This window comes from Mesorhizobium sp., assembly GCF_004963255.1.
GTDB lineage: Bacteria > Pseudomonadota > Alphaproteobacteria > Rhizobiales > Rhizobiaceae > Mesorhizobium.
Genome location: NZ_SUGA01000028.1, coordinates 1 through 15,647, shown reverse-complemented (window position 1 = coordinate 15,647; position 15,647 = coordinate 1). Strand labels below are relative to the sequence as shown.

The 15,647-nt window shown below is 66.0% G+C and carries 15 protein-coding genes; 11 read left to right on the top strand and 4 right to left on the bottom strand.

All coding sequences use genetic code 11. From position 1 onward, the window contains the following. The first annotated feature begins 120 nt into the window (after nt 1-120). From E5X34_RS23820 to E5X34_RS23800, 5 genes are all read left to right on the top strand, one after another. Nucleotides 121-2,685: an ATP-binding cassette domain-containing protein gene (locus E5X34_RS23820; protein ID WP_292569727.1), complete on the top strand. Its 2,565-nt coding sequence runs from the start codon at nt 121-123 to the stop codon at nt 2,683-2,685. Further along, complete coding sequence (locus E5X34_RS23815; protein ID WP_292569724.1) at nt 2,682-3,671, top strand: ABC transporter permease; 990 nt, start codon at nt 2,682-2,684, stop codon at nt 3,669-3,671. The genes E5X34_RS23820 and E5X34_RS23815 overlap by 4 nt, the downstream gene beginning before the upstream one ends. A 46-nt stretch (nt 3,672-3,717) precedes the next feature. Next, nucleotides 3,718-4,719, top strand: coding sequence for a rhamnose ABC transporter substrate-binding protein (locus tag E5X34_RS23810; RefSeq protein ID WP_292569721.1), 1,002 nt, complete (start codon nt 3,718-3,720; stop codon nt 4,717-4,719). Nucleotides 4,720-4,791: 72 nt separating this feature from the next. Further along, nucleotides 4,792-5,550: a glutamine amidotransferase gene (locus tag E5X34_RS23805; protein ID WP_292569718.1), complete on the top strand. Its 759-nt coding sequence runs from the start codon at nt 4,792-4,794 to the stop codon at nt 5,548-5,550. Between the two features lie 129 nt (nt 5,551-5,679). Further along, complete coding sequence (locus E5X34_RS23800) at nt 5,680-6,297, top strand: nucleoside/nucleotide kinase family protein (RefSeq protein WP_292569715.1); 618 nt, start codon at nt 5,680-5,682, stop codon at nt 6,295-6,297. Between the two features lie 9 nt (nt 6,298-6,306). Here the strand turns inward: E5X34_RS23800 and E5X34_RS23795 are convergent, their stop codons facing one another. Both E5X34_RS23795 and E5X34_RS23790 read right to left on the bottom strand, forming a co-directional pair. After that, nucleotides 6,307-7,089, bottom strand: coding sequence for a glucose 1-dehydrogenase (locus E5X34_RS23795; protein WP_292569712.1), 783 nt, complete (start codon nt 7,087-7,089; stop codon nt 6,307-6,309). Further along, nucleotides 7,076-8,107, bottom strand: coding sequence for an L-idonate 5-dehydrogenase (locus tag E5X34_RS23790; RefSeq protein ID WP_292569895.1), 1,032 nt, complete (start codon nt 8,105-8,107; stop codon nt 7,076-7,078). Before E5X34_RS23790 ends, E5X34_RS23795 begins: the two co-directional genes overlap by 14 nt. A 164-nt stretch (nt 8,108-8,271) precedes the next feature. Between E5X34_RS23790 and E5X34_RS23785 the strand changes: the two genes are divergently transcribed. Then, nucleotides 8,272-8,988 carry a FadR/GntR family transcriptional regulator gene (locus tag E5X34_RS23785; protein WP_292569709.1) on the top strand — a complete coding sequence of 239 codons (717 nt, stop codon included), beginning with the start codon at nt 8,272-8,274 and terminating at the stop codon, nt 8,986-8,988. Nucleotides 8,989-9,089: 101 nt separating this feature from the next. Then, entirely contained in the window at nt 9,090-9,464 is a 375-nt protein-coding gene (locus E5X34_RS23780) for a hypothetical protein (RefSeq protein WP_292569706.1), read from the top strand. A gap of 39 nt (nt 9,465-9,503) precedes the next feature. On the opposite strand, the gene E5X34_RS23775 is transcribed toward E5X34_RS23780, so the two are convergent. After that, complete coding sequence (locus E5X34_RS23775) at nt 9,504-9,794, bottom strand: muconolactone Delta-isomerase family protein (RefSeq protein ID WP_292569703.1); 291 nt, start codon at nt 9,792-9,794, stop codon at nt 9,504-9,506. A gap of 117 nt (nt 9,795-9,911) precedes the next feature. Between E5X34_RS23775 and E5X34_RS23770 the strand changes: the two genes are divergently transcribed. After that, the gene (locus E5X34_RS23770; RefSeq protein WP_292569700.1) at nt 9,912-10,796 is read left to right on the top strand and encodes a LysR substrate-binding domain-containing protein; all 885 of its coding nucleotides are present in this window, start codon (nt 9,912-9,914) and stop codon (nt 10,794-10,796) included. Between the two features lie 73 nt (nt 10,797-10,869). On the opposite strand, the gene E5X34_RS23765 is transcribed toward E5X34_RS23770, so the two are convergent. Continuing rightward, nucleotides 10,870-11,481: a TIGR00730 family Rossman fold protein gene (locus E5X34_RS23765; protein WP_127307306.1), complete on the bottom strand. Its 612-nt coding sequence runs from the start codon at nt 11,479-11,481 to the stop codon at nt 10,870-10,872. A gap of 119 nt (nt 11,482-11,600) precedes the next feature. Between E5X34_RS23765 and E5X34_RS23760 the strand changes: the two genes are divergently transcribed. The 3 genes from E5X34_RS23760 to E5X34_RS23750 all read left to right on the top strand — a co-directional run bounded on the left by E5X34_RS23760 (nt 11,601) and on the right by E5X34_RS23750 (nt 15,581). Beyond that, the gene (locus E5X34_RS23760) at nt 11,601-13,103 is read left to right on the top strand and encodes a LysM peptidoglycan-binding domain-containing protein (protein WP_292569697.1); all 1,503 of its coding nucleotides are present in this window, start codon (nt 11,601-11,603) and stop codon (nt 13,101-13,103) included. A gap of 259 nt (nt 13,104-13,362) precedes the next feature. After that, nucleotides 13,363-13,698, top strand: coding sequence for a metalloregulator ArsR/SmtB family transcription factor (locus E5X34_RS23755; RefSeq protein WP_292569694.1), 336 nt, complete (start codon nt 13,363-13,365; stop codon nt 13,696-13,698). Continuing rightward, on the top strand, nt 13,698-15,581 hold the full coding sequence (locus tag E5X34_RS23750) for an ABC transporter ATP-binding protein/permease (RefSeq protein WP_292569691.1): 1,884 nt from the start codon (nt 13,698-13,700) through the stop codon (nt 15,579-15,581). Before E5X34_RS23755 ends, E5X34_RS23750 begins: the two co-directional genes overlap by 1 nt. The last annotated feature ends 66 nt before the right edge of the window (nt 15,582-15,647 follow it).

Genomic DNA, 15,647 nt, shown 5'->3' with positions numbered 1-15,647 from the left:
GATCGCGTCGAAGCACGGCGAGACACTGCGCGTTGCGCGCAAGGAAGTCAATTTTCCGGTTGCGGCTCTGGGGTATTTAATATAGCAAACTGAAAAAATAACTACGACCAGGGAGGAAACGTGCTGCAGCAAGGCGCGCTTGGCGAAGTCGTCGCGACGGCGGGAGGAACAGCCGTTCCAGTGGCGCTGGTCGGCGCCACCAAGGCCTTTGGCGGCACGATTGCGCTGAAGGACGTTTCCTTCGACTTGCGTTCGGGCGAGGTGCTGGCGCTGCTCGGCGAGAACGGCGCCGGCAAGAGCACCTGCGTGAAGCTGCTCGCCGGGGTGTATTCACCGACCGACGGCCATGTCGAGGTCGACGGCAAACCCGCCGCCTTCCGCTCGCCGCACGACGCTCAAGGTGCCGGCATTGCGGTCATGCACCAGCATCCCGGCCTGTTTCCCGACCTGTCGGTGGCGGAGAACATCTATCTTGGCCATATGCCGCGCGACCGTCTCGGCGGCATCGACAACGCCGCCATGCTTGTCGGCGCCAGGAAGGTGCTGGCGACCGTCGGCCTTGCCGTGACGGCCGATACTAGGCTCGGCGCCCTGCGCACCTCCGAGCAGCAACTGGTCGAGATCGCCCGCGCGCTATCGCTCGACGCGCGCGTGCTGATCATGGACGAGCCGACCGCGGCACTTTCGCAGCGTGAGGTGGAGCGGCTTTTCGCCGTTGTCGCCGATCTCAAGGCGCATGGCGTGGCGATGATGTTCGTCGGCCATCGCATGGATGAGATCTTCCGCATCGCAGACCGCATCGCGGTGCTGCGCGACGGTCGCCTCGTCGGCGTCCGGCCAAAAGCCGAGCTTGGCCGCGCCGCTGCGATCTCCATGATGGTCGGCCGCGAGATCAGCGACCTTTATCCCGACCGCCGCGAAACGCCCGGCGCGCTGGTGCTGGAGGCGAGGGGACTGTCGCGCGCCGGCGCCTTCGCAGATATCGACCTCAAGGTCCATGCCGGCGAAGTGGTCGGCCTCGGCGGTCTGGTCGGCAGCGGCCGCACCGAGATCGCGCGCGTGTTGTTCGGCATCGACCAGCCGGACGGCGGCGAGATCCTCATAGATGGCATGCCGGTGCGCTTCGCTTCCGCGCGCGACGCCATGGATGCGCGCATCGCCTATGTCTCGGAGGACCGCATGGGCCAGAGCCTGGTGATGGATTTCGGCGTCCTCGACAACGCCGTGCTGCCAGTGCTGGACAAGGCATCGCGCTTCGGCCTCTACGGCACCGACCGCGCCATCGGCCTCGTCGCCGACTGGCTGAATCGCATGAAGCTGCGCTTCGCCGGCTACGGTCAGCCGGTCAAGGAACTTTCCGGCGGCAACCAGCAGAAGGTGGTGCTGGCCAAATGGCTGCGCACCGAGCCGCGCGTCCTGATCCTTGACGAACCGACGCAGGGCATCGACGTCGGCACCAAGGCCGAGGTGCATGCCATGATCGCCGACCTCGCCGCGCAGGGCATGGCGATCCTGTTGATCTCTTCCGAAATGCCCGAGCTCATAGGCATGTGCGACCGCATCGTCGTGCTGCGCGAGGGCCATCGCACGGCCGAGTTCGCTAGCGGCGAAGCGACCCAGGAAAAGGTTCTCGAGGCCGCGACCCGTACGGTCGAGCGGGCCGGCGCGACGACGCAGACGGAACAAGCCGCGCTCGAGGAAGCAAGCAAAGGCCCGGCAAATATTCTCAAGCGTCGCGAGTTCGGATTGCTCGCCGCGATGCTGGCGGTCGCCATTCCCGTCACCATCATCAATCCGCGCATGGTCAGCGCCGCGAACCTGACGGCGGTATCGATGGATGCTGCATTGCTGGTCGTCGCAGCACTTGCCCAGATGCTGGTGCTGATCACTCGCAACATCGATCTCTCCATCGCCTCGGTGATCGGCCTGTCAGCTTATATGGCGGCGAGCATGGTCCAGGCCTATCCCGGCCTCGACATCGCGATCGGCCTGGCGACCGCTTGTGCCGTCGGTACGGTCTGCGGGCTCATCAACGGCCTCGTCGTCACTCGGGGAAAAATCCCGGCGATCGTCGTCACGCTGGCCTCGATGTCGATCTTCCGCGGCTTCAACTCGATCTGGGCCGCCGGCGACCAGGTCAGCGCCGACGAGGTGACGCAGAGATGGCTCGACATGACAGGGCTGAAGCTCGCCGGCGTGCCGCTGATCGTCGCCATCGCCATCCTCATCCTCGGCGCCGGTTATGTGCTGCTCTACCGCACGGCGATCGGCCGCGAGCTGTTCGCCACTGGCTCGAATCCTGACGGCGCGCGCCTCATCGGCATTCCGGTCGACCGGCGCATCCTGATGGCCTTCGGCCTGGCCGGGCTGCTCGGCGGCCTCTGCGGCGCGTTGTGGGCCTCGCGCTACGCCACCATCGACGCCCGCGTCGCGCTCGGCTTCGAGCTGACGGTGATCGCGTCCGCCGTGGTCGGCGGCGTCGCCATCCGCGGCGGCTCCGGCACGCTGCTCGGCATCGTGCTCGGGTCGCTGACGCTGTTGGTGATCAAGAACGGGCTCACTTTGGTGCGCGTCGATCCGCTGTGGCTGCAGGGTGTCTACGGCCTGGTGATCCTCGTCGCCATCGGCATCGACACCTTCATCGTGCGGCGCGCCGAGCAGGCCAGACAGGCGAGGATGAGATGACGAAGTTCCTCCGCTCGATCGACTTCTGGGACCTGCTGCTCGCCGCCGCCTGTCTCGCTGTCTTCCTCTACGCCGCGATCTTCGTGCCGAACTTCGTTTCCGGCTTCAATCTCTCGCAGCTTGCCGCCAGCGCGTCGGAAAAGGCGCTGCTGATCCTGCCGATGACGCTGCTCATCATCTGCCGCGAGATCGACCTGTCTATCGCATCGGTGCTGGCGCTGACATCTGTGATCTTCGGCCTCGCCGTCCAGGCCGGCATGCCCACATTCGTCGCGATCCCGCTGACGCTGCTCTTCGGCGCGTTGCTCGGCGCCTTCAACGGCTTTCTGGTGTCCGCGCTCGGCCTGCAGTCGCTGGTGGTGACCCTGGGCACGATGGCCCTCTACAGGGGCATCGGCTACATCCTGCTCGGCACCGGCTCGGTCAACATCCTGCCACCCGCGATCGTCGATTTCGGCATCGATAATCTGCCGGGAACGCAGATCCCCTGGACCGTCGTGCCCTTCCTGCTGCTCGCTCCGGTTTTCGCCGTCATGCTGCAGAAGACCGCGACCGGCAAGCGGCTCTACGCGCTTGGCGGCAGCCCCGAAGTCGCGCGCTATTCGGGCATCAACACGCGCCGCATGGTGCTTTCCCTCTTCGTCGTATCGGGCGTCGTCGCGGCCATCGCCGGCATCGTCTACACGGCGCGCCTTGCCAATGCGCGCGCCAACAACGCGCTTGGCATGGAGCTCGACGTCATCACCATCGTGCTGCTCGGCGGCGTCAGCGTCTTCGGCGGCAAGGGCAAGCTCACCGGGGTGATGCTGGCGCTGGTGCTGATCGCCATCATCCGCAACGTCTTGGCGCTCAACCAGATCGGCGGCGACGCGCAGGGGATGATCATCGGCCTGCTTCTGATCGGCTCGCTGCTGGTCGGCAATTACTGGCGCTCCCTGGAGGAGCGGCTCTCAAGATCGCGCGCCTTGCGCGAAACCAAGGGGTGATCTCGGGCCCCTTCCTGCAAGCCCGAATTAAACGGAGGAGTGTACAATGAAAGCGTTTGGACTAGCCCTGCTCGCATTGACCATTCTGCTTGCCCCTGCCTCGTTGGCCCTGGCCGACGAATGCGCCAAGGAGCCGGTGACCGTCGGTTTCCTGCCCAAGCTCGACACCGATCCCTATTTCAAGGTCGCCCAGCAGGGCGCGGAGGAGGCCGCCAAGGAGATCGGCGGTAAGGCGATCCAGGTCGCGCCCTCGCAGGCCACCGCGGAAGCGCAGATCGACTTCATCAACAGCCTGGTCACCCAGAAGGTCGGCGTCATCGCCATCTCGGCCAACGATGCCAACGCCGTCGCCCCGGCGCTGAAGCGCGCGGCGCAGCAGGGCGTGAAGGTGGTGTCTTACGATTCCGACGTCGCCGGCGACGCCCGCGCCGTCTTCGCCAATCAGGCCAAGGGCGACAGCCTCGCCGAGATGATGCTGGAAAGCGCCTACAATCTGATGGGCGGCGAGGGCGACTTCGCCATCCTGTCATCGACGCCGACGGCCACCAACCAGAATGCCTGGATCGATTTCATGAAGAAGAAGATGGCGGCCGAGCCGAAATTTTCGAAGATGAAGCTGGTGCAGGTCGCCTATGGCGAGGAAAGCGAGCAGGTCAACCAGCAGCAGGCGCTGGCGCTCGTCCAGGCCTTCCCGGACCTCAAGGCGATCATCGTGCCGGCCGGCATCGGCCTGCCGGCAGCGGCGCGCGCGCTGGAGGAAGCCGGCCTGATGGGCAAGGTCAAGCTGACGGGCTTGGCGCCGGCGACGCTGATCTCGAAATACATCAAGGACGGCTCCGCCCAGGACATCTGGTGGAACGTCTCCGATCTCGGCTACCTGACCTACCAGGCCGCCCAGGCACTGGCGCAGTGCAAGATCACCGGCAAGGAAGGCGAGAAGTTCAAGGCCGGCCGTCTCGGCGAATACACGATCGGCGCCGGCGGCGAGCTGGTGCTCGGCCCGGCCAAGATCGTGACGCCGGAGAACCTGGCCGAGTTCAAGTTCTGACCCTGTGAACCCAGGCGGGCGCCGTCTACCACGGCGTCCGCCACCTCTTCCCCAATGGACGGACGGTTAGGCATGAAGATCCTGCTAGCGGGTGAAACCTTTTCGGCCACTACATCGGTGGCTTCCGGCGCCGAGGTGTTAACCAGCGCCGCCTATGTCAACGGCGCCGCGGCCTTCAACGCCGCCCTGGCCGCCGAAGGCATTTCGGTCACCCAGATCGGCGGCGAGCGCTGCCCGGCCGAATTCCCCTACGACCTCGAAGCACTGGCGCCTTACAAGGCGGTGGTAATCTCCGATGTCGGCGCGCTGAGCCTGCTGGTGACGCCCGAGGCCCGCGCGGGCCGCGTCGGCGTCAACCGACTCGAGGTGCTGAAAACCTATGTCGAGGCTGGCGGCGGCTTGATGCTTGCCGGCGGCTATATGGGCTTCCAGGGCATGTTCGGCACCGCGCGCTTCCACGACACGCCGGTGGAGGACGTGCTGCCGGTGCGCTGCCTGCCCTTCAGCGACGGGCTGGAAGTGCCGCAAGGGCTGCAGCCTTCCATCCTGCAGGCGTCGCATCCGATCCTTGCCGGCGTCGAGGGGCCGCTGCCGCCGATCCTCGGCATGAACAAGACAGATTTGCGCCGCGACGGCTCCTCGCGGCTGCTCGCTTCCTGCCATCATCGCGGCGCGGACTGGCCGCTGCTTTCGGTGCGCGAGCTTGGCAAGGGCCGGACCGCCGCCTGGACGACCGACATCGGCCCGCACTGGCTGTCGCAGGATTTTCTCGCGTGGCCGCTCTACGGCCGGCTGATGGCGAACATCATCCGCTGGATTGCGGGCGGCTGACCTCACCGCTTTGACCAGCGCCGCCCCCGACACTCCCTGCGGGCGCTTCGCCGAGTTGACCGCCTTGGCGAGGCGGCGCTGGTCAAACCCTTTTCATTTTTGCAACACGCCAAGGCCCAAGGACCGACCATGAGCGACTGGAACGATCTCGTCTCGCGCATCCTGGCGACCGAAGCTGGCGGCGCGCGCACCATGATCGCCATCGCCGGACCGCCTGCCGCGGGCAAATCGTCCATCTCGGAACGCCTGCAGGCCGAGCTCGCCGCCGAAGGCGCCGAAATCCTGCCGATGGACGGCTTCCATTACGACAATGCAGTGCTCGATCAACTCGGCCTGCGTCAGCGCAAGGGCGCGCCGCAGACCTTCGATTTCGACAACTTCGAGCTGACCCTGCGGCGCGTGCGCGATAGCACGGCAAGCGTCGCCGTGCCGACCTTCGACCGCCCGCTCGACCTGTCGCGCGCCAGCGCCAGGCTGATCGCGCCGGCGACCCGCTATGTCATCGTCGAGGGCAATTACCTCCTGCTCGACCGCGCGCCATGGTCAGGCCTTGCCCGCCTTTTCGACCTGACGGTCGTCCTCACCGCGCCCCGCACCGAGCTCGAACGAAGGCTGCTCAAACGCTGGACAGACCTGAGCTACCCGGATGAATACGCCGTCGCCAAGGTTCGCGGCAACGACCTGCCCAATGTCGACCTCGTGCTGGAGCACAGCATGCCGGCGGATGTGACGTGGGAGTCGAGGTGAGGGCAGTCCCTAAAGCACGCTCGTGATCCCGCCATCCACCAGCAGCGTCTGTCCCGTGACGAAACTCGCGGCATCCGATGCCAGGAACACCGCCGCGCCAGCCAGTTCCTCGACATCGCCCCAGCGCCGCATCGGCGTGCGGCCGGTGAGCCAGGTCGAGAATTTCTCGTCGGCGACGAGAGCGGCGTTCAGCTCGGTCTTGAAATAGCCGGGGGCGATGGCATTGACGCGCACGCCGTGCTGGCCCCATTCGCCGGCCATTGACTTGGTCAGCATGGTGATAGCCCCCTTGCTCGCCGCGTAGGGCGCGATGGAGGGGCGGGCGAGCGCGCTTTGCACCGAGGAGACGTTGATGATGACGCCCTTGCGACGTTGGATCATGCCCTTCACCGCGGCGCGGCTCACCTTGAACACGCCATCGAGATTGGTCGCCATCAGAACGTCCCAGTCGGCATCGGAAAAAGTCTCGAGCGGCGCGCGGCGCTGGATGCCGGCATTGTTGACCAGGATGTCGATCGGCCCGGTGCGGGATTCCGAAGCCGCGATTGCCGCATCGACCGACTGGGTGTCGGTGACGTCGATTAATGACTCCGCGACCGTGTGGCCTTCGGCACGCAGCCTGTCGGCGGCAGCCTCCAGCTCTTCCATCTTGCGGCCACCGAGCGTGACGCGCGCGCCGGCCGCGGCCAGCGCCTCCGCGAAGGCAAGCCCCAGCCCGCGGCTGGCGCCGGTGACGAAGGCATGCCTGCCCTCGAGGCCGAAGAGGCGGCCGAGATAATCAGTCGAACGCAATTTGCACCTTCATCGATTGCGATTTGTCGCTGGCCAGCTCGAAGGCTTTTCGCGCCTCGGCGAGCGGCAGCGTATTGCTGAGCAGCGGCGCGACGTCGATGCGGCCGGAGCCGATCAGGTCGACCGCAAGGGCGAATTCCGTGTCGAAGCGGAAGCTTCCCTTCACCTGGATTTCCTTGGTGACGATGACCGACATAGAAAGCTCCGCCGTAGCGCCCTGGCCGACGGTCACCAGCGTGCCGCGCGGCTTGATGACAGGCAAGGCGCTGGCCACCGTCGCGCCCTGGCCGGCGGCCTCGAAGACGACGTCGAAATACCCCTTGTTGGCGGCGTAGCCGTCCATCGCCTCGGCATGTGTGGCGACATTGATCGTGCGGTCGGCGCCGACCTTGGCGGCGTATTGCAGCGGCCTGTCCTGCACGTCGGTGACGACCACCTCGCGCGCGCCGGCAAAGCGGGCGGCGAGCACCAGCAGCGTGCCGATCGGTCCGGCGCCCATGATCAGCACGCGGCTGCCATAGATCGGCGCCTGGGCGACGGCATGCAGCGTCACGGCGAGAGGCTCGGCGAAGGCGCCGGCCGTGGGGTCGGAGCCCTTCGCCAGCGGCACGGCGTTTTCGGCGCGGCAGACGAGATGCTCGGCAAAGCCGCCCTGCACATGCGGCATGCGCATCGCCGACCCCAGGAAGCGCATGTCGAGGCAATGGATCGGTTGCCCGGCCCGGCAGAAGGCGCAGACGCCGCAAGGGTTGGCGGGATTGACGGCGACCGCCGTGCCCACCGCCGGCCCGGAGACGTCGGCGCCGAGCGCTTCGACGCGGCCGGCGATCTCATGGCCGAGGATCATCGGCTCCTTCATGCGCACGGTGCCGAAACCGCCATGGCGGAAATAATGCAGGTCCGAGCCGCAGATGCCGCCGCGCGCAATGCGCACCAGCACTTCGCCGGGCCCGGGCTCCGGCGTCGCGCGCTTCTCGACGTCGAGGTCGAGCGGCCGGCGCAGCACCACCGCGCGCATGGAGGATGTTGGCGACAAACCGGCTCTCCGCTGTTTCCCCAACAGCTAACAGGAAACCTGCGATGCCTTCAACTGCATTTATCTGACAAATCAGATGATATGGACAGGTTCGGCTTGGTGAGGTAACACCGACGGTTGTTGGCAGACTGAATGGTCCAGGACAAATGGCAGGCAACCAGACGGCGTCGGTGACGGACGAGATAACCAACAGTCTCGGCCGCGAGATTCTCCGCGGACTGTTTCCGCCCGGCGCGACCTTGATTGGCGAGGAGGAGATCTGCGCCCGTTTCGGCGCCAGCCGCAGCGCCGCCCGCGAAGCGGTGAAGATCCTGTGGGCCAAGGGCCTGCTGGTCACCCGCCCGCGGCGTGGCTCGCGCATCCGCCCGCTGAAGGACTGGAATTTCTTGGACCCCGCGGTGCTGGGCTGGCTGCGCGCCAGCGCGACACCGCGCCACTTCATCATCGAGCTTCTGGAAGTGCGCCTGGGCTTCGAATGCGAGGCGGCGGCACTTGCCGCGAGCCGCAACAACCCGGATGAGATCGCCGCCATCCGCGAGGCCTTCGAGGCGATGCGTGCGGCCTCCTCCGGCCAGGGCGATCCGGTCTTGTCGGACGCCGCTTTCCATGAAGCGGTGCTTGCCGCCACCGGGAACCGCTTCTTCCTGCCGCTCTCGGCGCTGATCCACACAGCGCTGCAGTATAGCGTGCCGACTACCAACGCGCTGTTCGGTCATCCGGTGGGCGATCTCGACGCGCATGGCAAGGTGCTGAAGGAGATCGAGTCCGGCGACTCGGCAAGGGCCCGCACGGCCATGCACGACATGCTGAGCGAGGTGCTCGCCCGCGTGCGCACGGCCGCTGAACTCACCGGTGCCGGCTGAATCGTTCAGGCCGGAACCTGGCTGTCGTCCCGGTCTGCTGTCACGCGCAGTTAAGGCCGGACTGGTACATTACGCTGCGTTCGATCGGGGAATAATGGGCCATGAGCCAGCGCGCGTTCATCACTCTGCTCGTCCTCCTGGCGGTGCTGGTCGCGCTGTCGGCGACGTCCTTTCCAGGCGCGATGATCGGCTTCCTGTTCGGCATCGCCATTGCCTTCTTCGTCGCCGGACCGGTGATGCTGATCGGCAAGGTGCTCGAGAATGCCGGCATTCCGATATCCGGTGGGGCGGTCTTGTGGATGCTGGCCGGGTTTTATGCGCTGCTCATTCTCTTCGCGGCATTCCAGACCTGGCGCCGGCTTCAGCGTCAGGAAACCGGCCAGGCGCGATCCGCCGGGCTGCGGCTGGCGCTGCTCGTCGCGTTGCCTGCGATCGCATGGTTGTCGGTGAACGCGATGCAGGACGCCTGGCCGTGAGGTCGCCAATATACGGCAACCTCACGAACAAAGCTCGATTCAGCGCTTCGGCCCAAAGCCAGGATAGGGGTTGAGCGGCACGATCGCCGCGATATCCATCATGCCGGCCTCGATCAGCGGCAGCGTGGCGAGATGGCCGCGCACTTCCTTCTCGTCGGCCGCTTCGAACATCATGCCGCTGCCGGGGATGTCGCCACGGTTCCAGATCTGGCGCACCGCGCCTTGCACGTAAAGCGTCTTGCGCTGCTCGGACTCCGGCGGCAGCAGCGGCGCGAAATCGGCGTCGCTGAATTTTTGGGTGTTGCGGCTGAGCAGGGCAAAGAACTGCATGGCGTTCTCCTTCGTGGTTGGGTTGACGGGGGAGATATCGCGCCGGCTGTCCAGACTGTCCAAGACTGATTAGGATAAAGTTCAGACCTTTGAGGACTTGGAATTGGAGGCGGAAAAATGCTCGACCTGCGCCAGATAAGATATTTCGTCGCCGTCGCCGAGGCCGGCAATGTCGGCCGCGCCGCCGAGCAGTTGCACATCTCGCAGTCGCCCTTGAGCCGTCGGATCATGCAGCTCGAGGAGCAGCTCGGCGTCACGCTCTTCGAGCGCGCGAAGCAGCGCGTCCATCTCAACGCCGAGGGCAGGGCCTTCCTCGCCGAAGCACGCGCCTTGCTTGCCAATGCGGCGCGGCTGGAAGAAATCGGCCGCAACCTCGCCAGCGGTGCCGCGGGCAGCCTTGCCATCGGCTATGTCGAGGGCGCGGTGCATGCCGGGCTGATCGCCGCGATGCTGAAGGATTTCCGCCGGGCGCGGCCGGATTTCCACCTGCAACTCAGGAGCCTGCGAACGGCTGCGCAGTTCGAGGATATGAGGCAGCGCGTGCTCGACCTCGGTTTCGTCTATTCGCCTGTGCCGGAGGCTGACCCCGACCTGAAAAGCACGCTGATCCGTCGCGAGCCGCTGGTGCTGGCAATGCCTGAGGGCGACCCGCTCGCCGGTGCCGTCGCCATCGCGCCCGGCCAACTCGACGGCCGCGTCTGGATCACCGTCGTGCGCCAGCCCGGCGACACCAACCGCGCGCAGTTCCTGGCGGCCTGCGCCGAATCCGGCTTCATGCCCGACATCGCCTATGAGACGAACGATCCGTTGACCTCGCTCGGCCTGGTCAGCGCCGGCCTCGGCCTGGCGACGGTTCAGGAAAGCCTGCGCAGCGCGGCCCCTCCGGGCGTCGCCTTCCGCGACCTGCCCTGGTTCAAGCGCAGCGTGTCGATCCATCTGGCATGGCGCAGGAATGATCGGCGGGTGGTGATTGGGGATTTGAGGAGGGCAGTAGGGGAGTAGGGGAAGCATTCTAGGCGCCGTTTGCGGCACCCAACATACTCCCTTACTCCCCTATTCCCTTACTCCCTTAAATCTACATCTTATCTATCACCGACTGCACGCCCTCCGTCGGCGCATCGACCGAGGAGCCTGCCACCATGATGGCGGCGACGATTGCTTCCGGGTCGTTGACCACCAGCGGCTTCACGCGATGCGCGGTGTGGATGAAGCCTTCCTCCGACATGTGCTCGATCAGCGCCAGCATCGGGTCCCAGAACCCCTTGACGTTGGCGAAGACGATCGGCTTGCGGTGATGGCCGAGCTGCGCCCAGGTCATGATCTCGACGATCTCCTCCACCGTGCCGATGCCGCCCGGCAGCGCCACAAAGGCGTCGGATTTTTCGAACATGCTGTGCTTGCGCTCGTGCATGTTGTCGGTGATCAGCAATTCGTCGAGCTTGTCGAGCGCGGTTTCGGTCGCTTCCCTATTGATCAGGAAGCGCGGGATGATGCCGGTGACCTTGCCGCCGGCCTTGAGAGCGCCATCGGCGACGGCGCCCATGATGCCCTTGGTGCCGCCGCCATAGATCAGGCGCAACCCGGATTTGGCAAGCGAGCGGCCAAGCGTGTGGCCGGCCTTGATATAGGCCTCGTCGCGGCCCGGAGACGAGCCGCAATAGACGCAGACGGATCGAATCGTGTTCATGACGATGATTGGTGATGGGGACGGTTGGCCGGGTCAAGCCCGCGGACGGGCTTTTTCTTGTGAGCTTGGAGAAAACACGCTAGACCGGCGTTAGGTGGCTAAGGGGGCAATATAAAATTATGGCTATCAATCCTTCTAAGGCGTTCTTGTTCGCGGCGGGCGGCGTGGCCGTCGTAGCCGCGGTCGCCTACGGATCGGGCGCGCTCGATCCCTATATCGACAGCCAGAAACCGGCGCAGGTCGCGGCGCTGCCGCAGACCGATGCGAAACCGGCTGAATCCTCGAGCACGACCACCGAGGCGCGCGTGCCTCAAGCTCCTTCAAACACAATGGCCCCGGCCAACACGATGGCGCCAGCCAACAAGAACGCAATGGCGCCCGCCGCCCAGACGCCCGCCGCCGCAGCCGGTCCGACGCTGCCGACCTTCGATGTCGTGCGCGTCGAAAGCAACGGCTCGATCGTCGTCGCCGGCAGCGCCGCGCCCAACGCCAAGGTCGAGATCCTGAGTGGCGGCACGGTGCTCGGCTCGACCGATTCCGGCCCCGACGGCGCCTTCGCCATCGTGCTCGACGATCCGCTGAAGCCCGGCGACTATACGATCACGCTGCGCCAGACGGTTGGCGGCACGGCCATCGCCTCGGCCCAGACCGCTGTCGTCTCGGTGCCGCAAAGCCCGACCGGCCAGGTGCTGGCGATGGTCGAGGAACCGGGCAAGGCCTCGCAACTGATCACGGTGCCGCAGGCCGAGACCAAGCCGGCGGCGCCGGCCGCCACCAGTCAGGCGGCACCGGCAGCCCAGGCTCCGGCTGCGACCGCGCCGGCAGCGCCCGCACCGGCCGCGTCGGATTCGGCTGCAGCGCCGGCCGCCACCGATCAGGCAACCGCACCGGCTGCGGCCGAGCCCAAGATCGCCGTCGAAGCGGTCGAGATCGACGGCAGCAAGATCTTCGTCGCCGGCACGGCCGATCCCGGCCGCAAGGTGCGCGCCTATGCCGACGCCATCCTGCTCGGCGATGCGCAGACCTCCGCCGACGGGCATTTCCTGATCGAGGCGACCCGCGACATCCCGGTCGGCAACTACACGATCCATGTCGACGGCCTGGACAGCGACGGCGTCAAGGTCGTCGCCCGCGCCGCCGTGCCGTTCGAGCGCGAGCCCGGCGAGTCGATCGCAGCCGTCGCTCCGAATGAGACGAAGACCGGCGAGGCCAAGCCGGCCGAGACCAAGCTCGCACAGGCACAGGGCGCCGGATCCCAGGCGGCGGAAGCCAAGCCGGCGCCAACGGCCGAAGCGGCCAAGCCTGCCGAGGCTCCGGCCAAGGTCGCCGAGGCGACGCCGTCGACCGACGTGGCTGAGACGGTCGCGCCGAAGCTCGAACATGCCGATGGCGCTGTCATCATCCGCCGCAACGACACGCTCTGGCGCATCTCGCGCCGCGTCTATGGCCATGGCACGCGCTTCTCGACCATCTATCTCGCCAACAAGGACCAGATCCGCGATCCCGACCGTATCTGGCCAGGCCAGGTGTTCAAGGTGCCGTCCAAGTCCAAGGAAGGCGAGGACGCCGACATGAAGGCTATGGGCGAGCAGATGACCGCCGCGCCGGCGAAGACGGAGTAGGGTGGCGATTAGCTGATCTCCCCCCTTGTGGGGGAGATGCCCGGCAGGGCAGAGGGGGGCGCTGTCCCGCCGGCCCGTAAGTTTTGTCCTTTTTCGCAAATCGCGACCTTGCGCGATATGCCGGCGATCCTGAGCGATCTCGTTCCTTCGCGCCCCCCTCTGGCCTGCCGGCCATCTCCCCCACGAGGGGGGAGATTACACTTGCTACCCATCCGCCTAGCTTGCCCTCCCATCCTCCATCGTCTATCGCCGATGGACGATGACCGAATCCCCCGAAAGCCGTTGTCCCGACAGCCGCGCCATCGCGCTGCGCCTGGCGGCGCTCTCGCATCCGGCGCGCATCGAGATCCTGAAACATCTCTCGGCCAGCTCATGCTGTTCGTGCCGTGAGGTCGTCGACCATCTCGATCTCGCCCAATCGACCGTTTCGCAGCACCTGAAGGTGCTGGTCGAAGCCGGGCTCGTCCGTTTCGAGGCCGACCGCCAGCGCTCGCGCTACGCGGTCGACCATAACGCGCTTGCGGGCGTCTCCGCCTCGCTCAACCAACTCGTTGCTTCCTGCTGCCCCGGCAGTTTACCCAAAAGGCAAGACTAGTGGCCGAAAAGACCGTATCCGCCGAAGCCGGCACCCTCACGACCCTGCGCAACCTCTGGCCCTATATGTGGCCGGCCGAGCGCGCCGATCTCAGAGCCCGTGTCACCTGGGCGACGCTGCTTCTGGTCGTCGCCAAGCTCACTTTGGTCGCCGGCCCGTATTTCTTCAAATGGGCGACGGATGCGCTGGCCCATGCCGCGAAGACCCCGCCGCCGCTGCCGTCCTTCCTGCTCGCGCCCGTGGCGCTGGTCATCGCCTACAACGTGCTGCGCCTGGTCCAGCTCGGCTTCAACCAGCTGCGCGACGCCCTGTTTGCCCGTGTCGGCCAATATGCGGTGCGCCAGCTCGCCTATCGCACCTTTGTCCACATGCACGAGCTGTCGCTGCGCTTCCATCTGGAGCGCCGCACCGGCGGCCTGTCGCGCATCATCGAGCGCGGCACCAAGGGCATCGAGACGATCGTGCGCTTCATCATGCTGAACACGGCGCCGACCATCCTCGAATTCGCGCTGACGGCCGGCATCTTCGCCTTCACCTATGGCTGGAAATATGTCGCCGTGGTTGCCGTCACCGTCTGGCTGTATGTCTGGTTCACGGTCAAGGCCAGCGACTGGCGCATCTCGATCCGCCGCGACATGAACGACAGCGATACCGACGCCAACACCAAGGCGATCGACTCGCTCTTGAACTTCGAGACGGTCAAGTATTTCACGAACGAGCGCATGGAGGCCGAGCGTTTCGACCGCTCCATGGCGCGCTACGAGATCGCCGCGACCAAGACCTGGACCTCGCTCGGCTGGCTGAATTTCGGCCAGGGTCTCATCTTCGGCCTGGGAACCGTCATCGTCATGTGCATGTCGGCGCTGGAGGTGCAGGCCGGCACGCAGAGCGTCGGCGACTTCGTCTTCATCAATGCCATGCTGATCCAGCTTTCGGTGCCGCTCAATTTCATCGGCTTCATCTACCGCGAGATCAGGCAGGGGCTGACCGACATCGAGCACATGTTCGACCTGCTCGACGTGCCCCAGGAGATCGTCGACAAGCCGGATGCGAAGCCGCTGAAGGTCGGCTCCGGCAAGGTCGAGTTCCGCGACGTTCATTTCTCCTATGATCCGAACCGCAAGATCCTGAAAGGTGTCTCCTTCGAGGTGCCCGCCGGCAAGACGGTGGCGATCGTCGGCCCTTCGGGCGCCGGCAAGTCGACCATTTCCAGGCTTCTGTTCCGCTTCTACGACGTGCAGGGCGGCCAGGTGCTGATAGACGGCCAGGACATACGCGACGTCACGCAGGAGAGCCTGCGCGCCGTGCTCGGCATGGTGCCGCAGGACACGGTGCTCTTCAACGACACCATCGCCTACAACATCCGCTACGGCCGCATCGGCGCCAGCGAGGAGGAGGTTCGCAAGGCCGCCGAGCTTGCCCAGATCGGCCCGTTCATCGACAAGCTGCCCGAAGGCTACAAGTCGATGGTCGGCGAGCGGGGCTTAAAGCTGTCGGGCGGCGAGAAGCAGCGTGTGGCGATCGCCCGCACCATCCTCAAGGCGCCGCCGATCCTGATGCTCGACGAGGCGACCTCGGCGCTGGATACCCAGACCGAGCAGGAGATCCAGGCGGCGCTGGACCTCGTCAGCAAGGGCCGCACCACCATCGTCATCGCCCACCGCCTGTCGACGGTGATCTCGGCCGACGAGATCATCGTGCTCAAGGATGGCCAGATCGCCGAGCGCGGCACGCACACGGCGCTGCTGGCCAAACACGGTCTCTACGCCTCGATGTGGGACCGCCAGCGCGAGGCGACCGAAGCCGAAGAGCGCCTGCGCATCGCGCGCGAAAGCGACGAGCTTGGGGTGATTGTAAGGAGAAGAACGGCGGAGGTGAGCTAGCGCCGGCGTCCCCTTCTCCCCTTGTGGGAGAAGGTGGCCGAGCGAAGCTCGGACGGATGAGGGGTG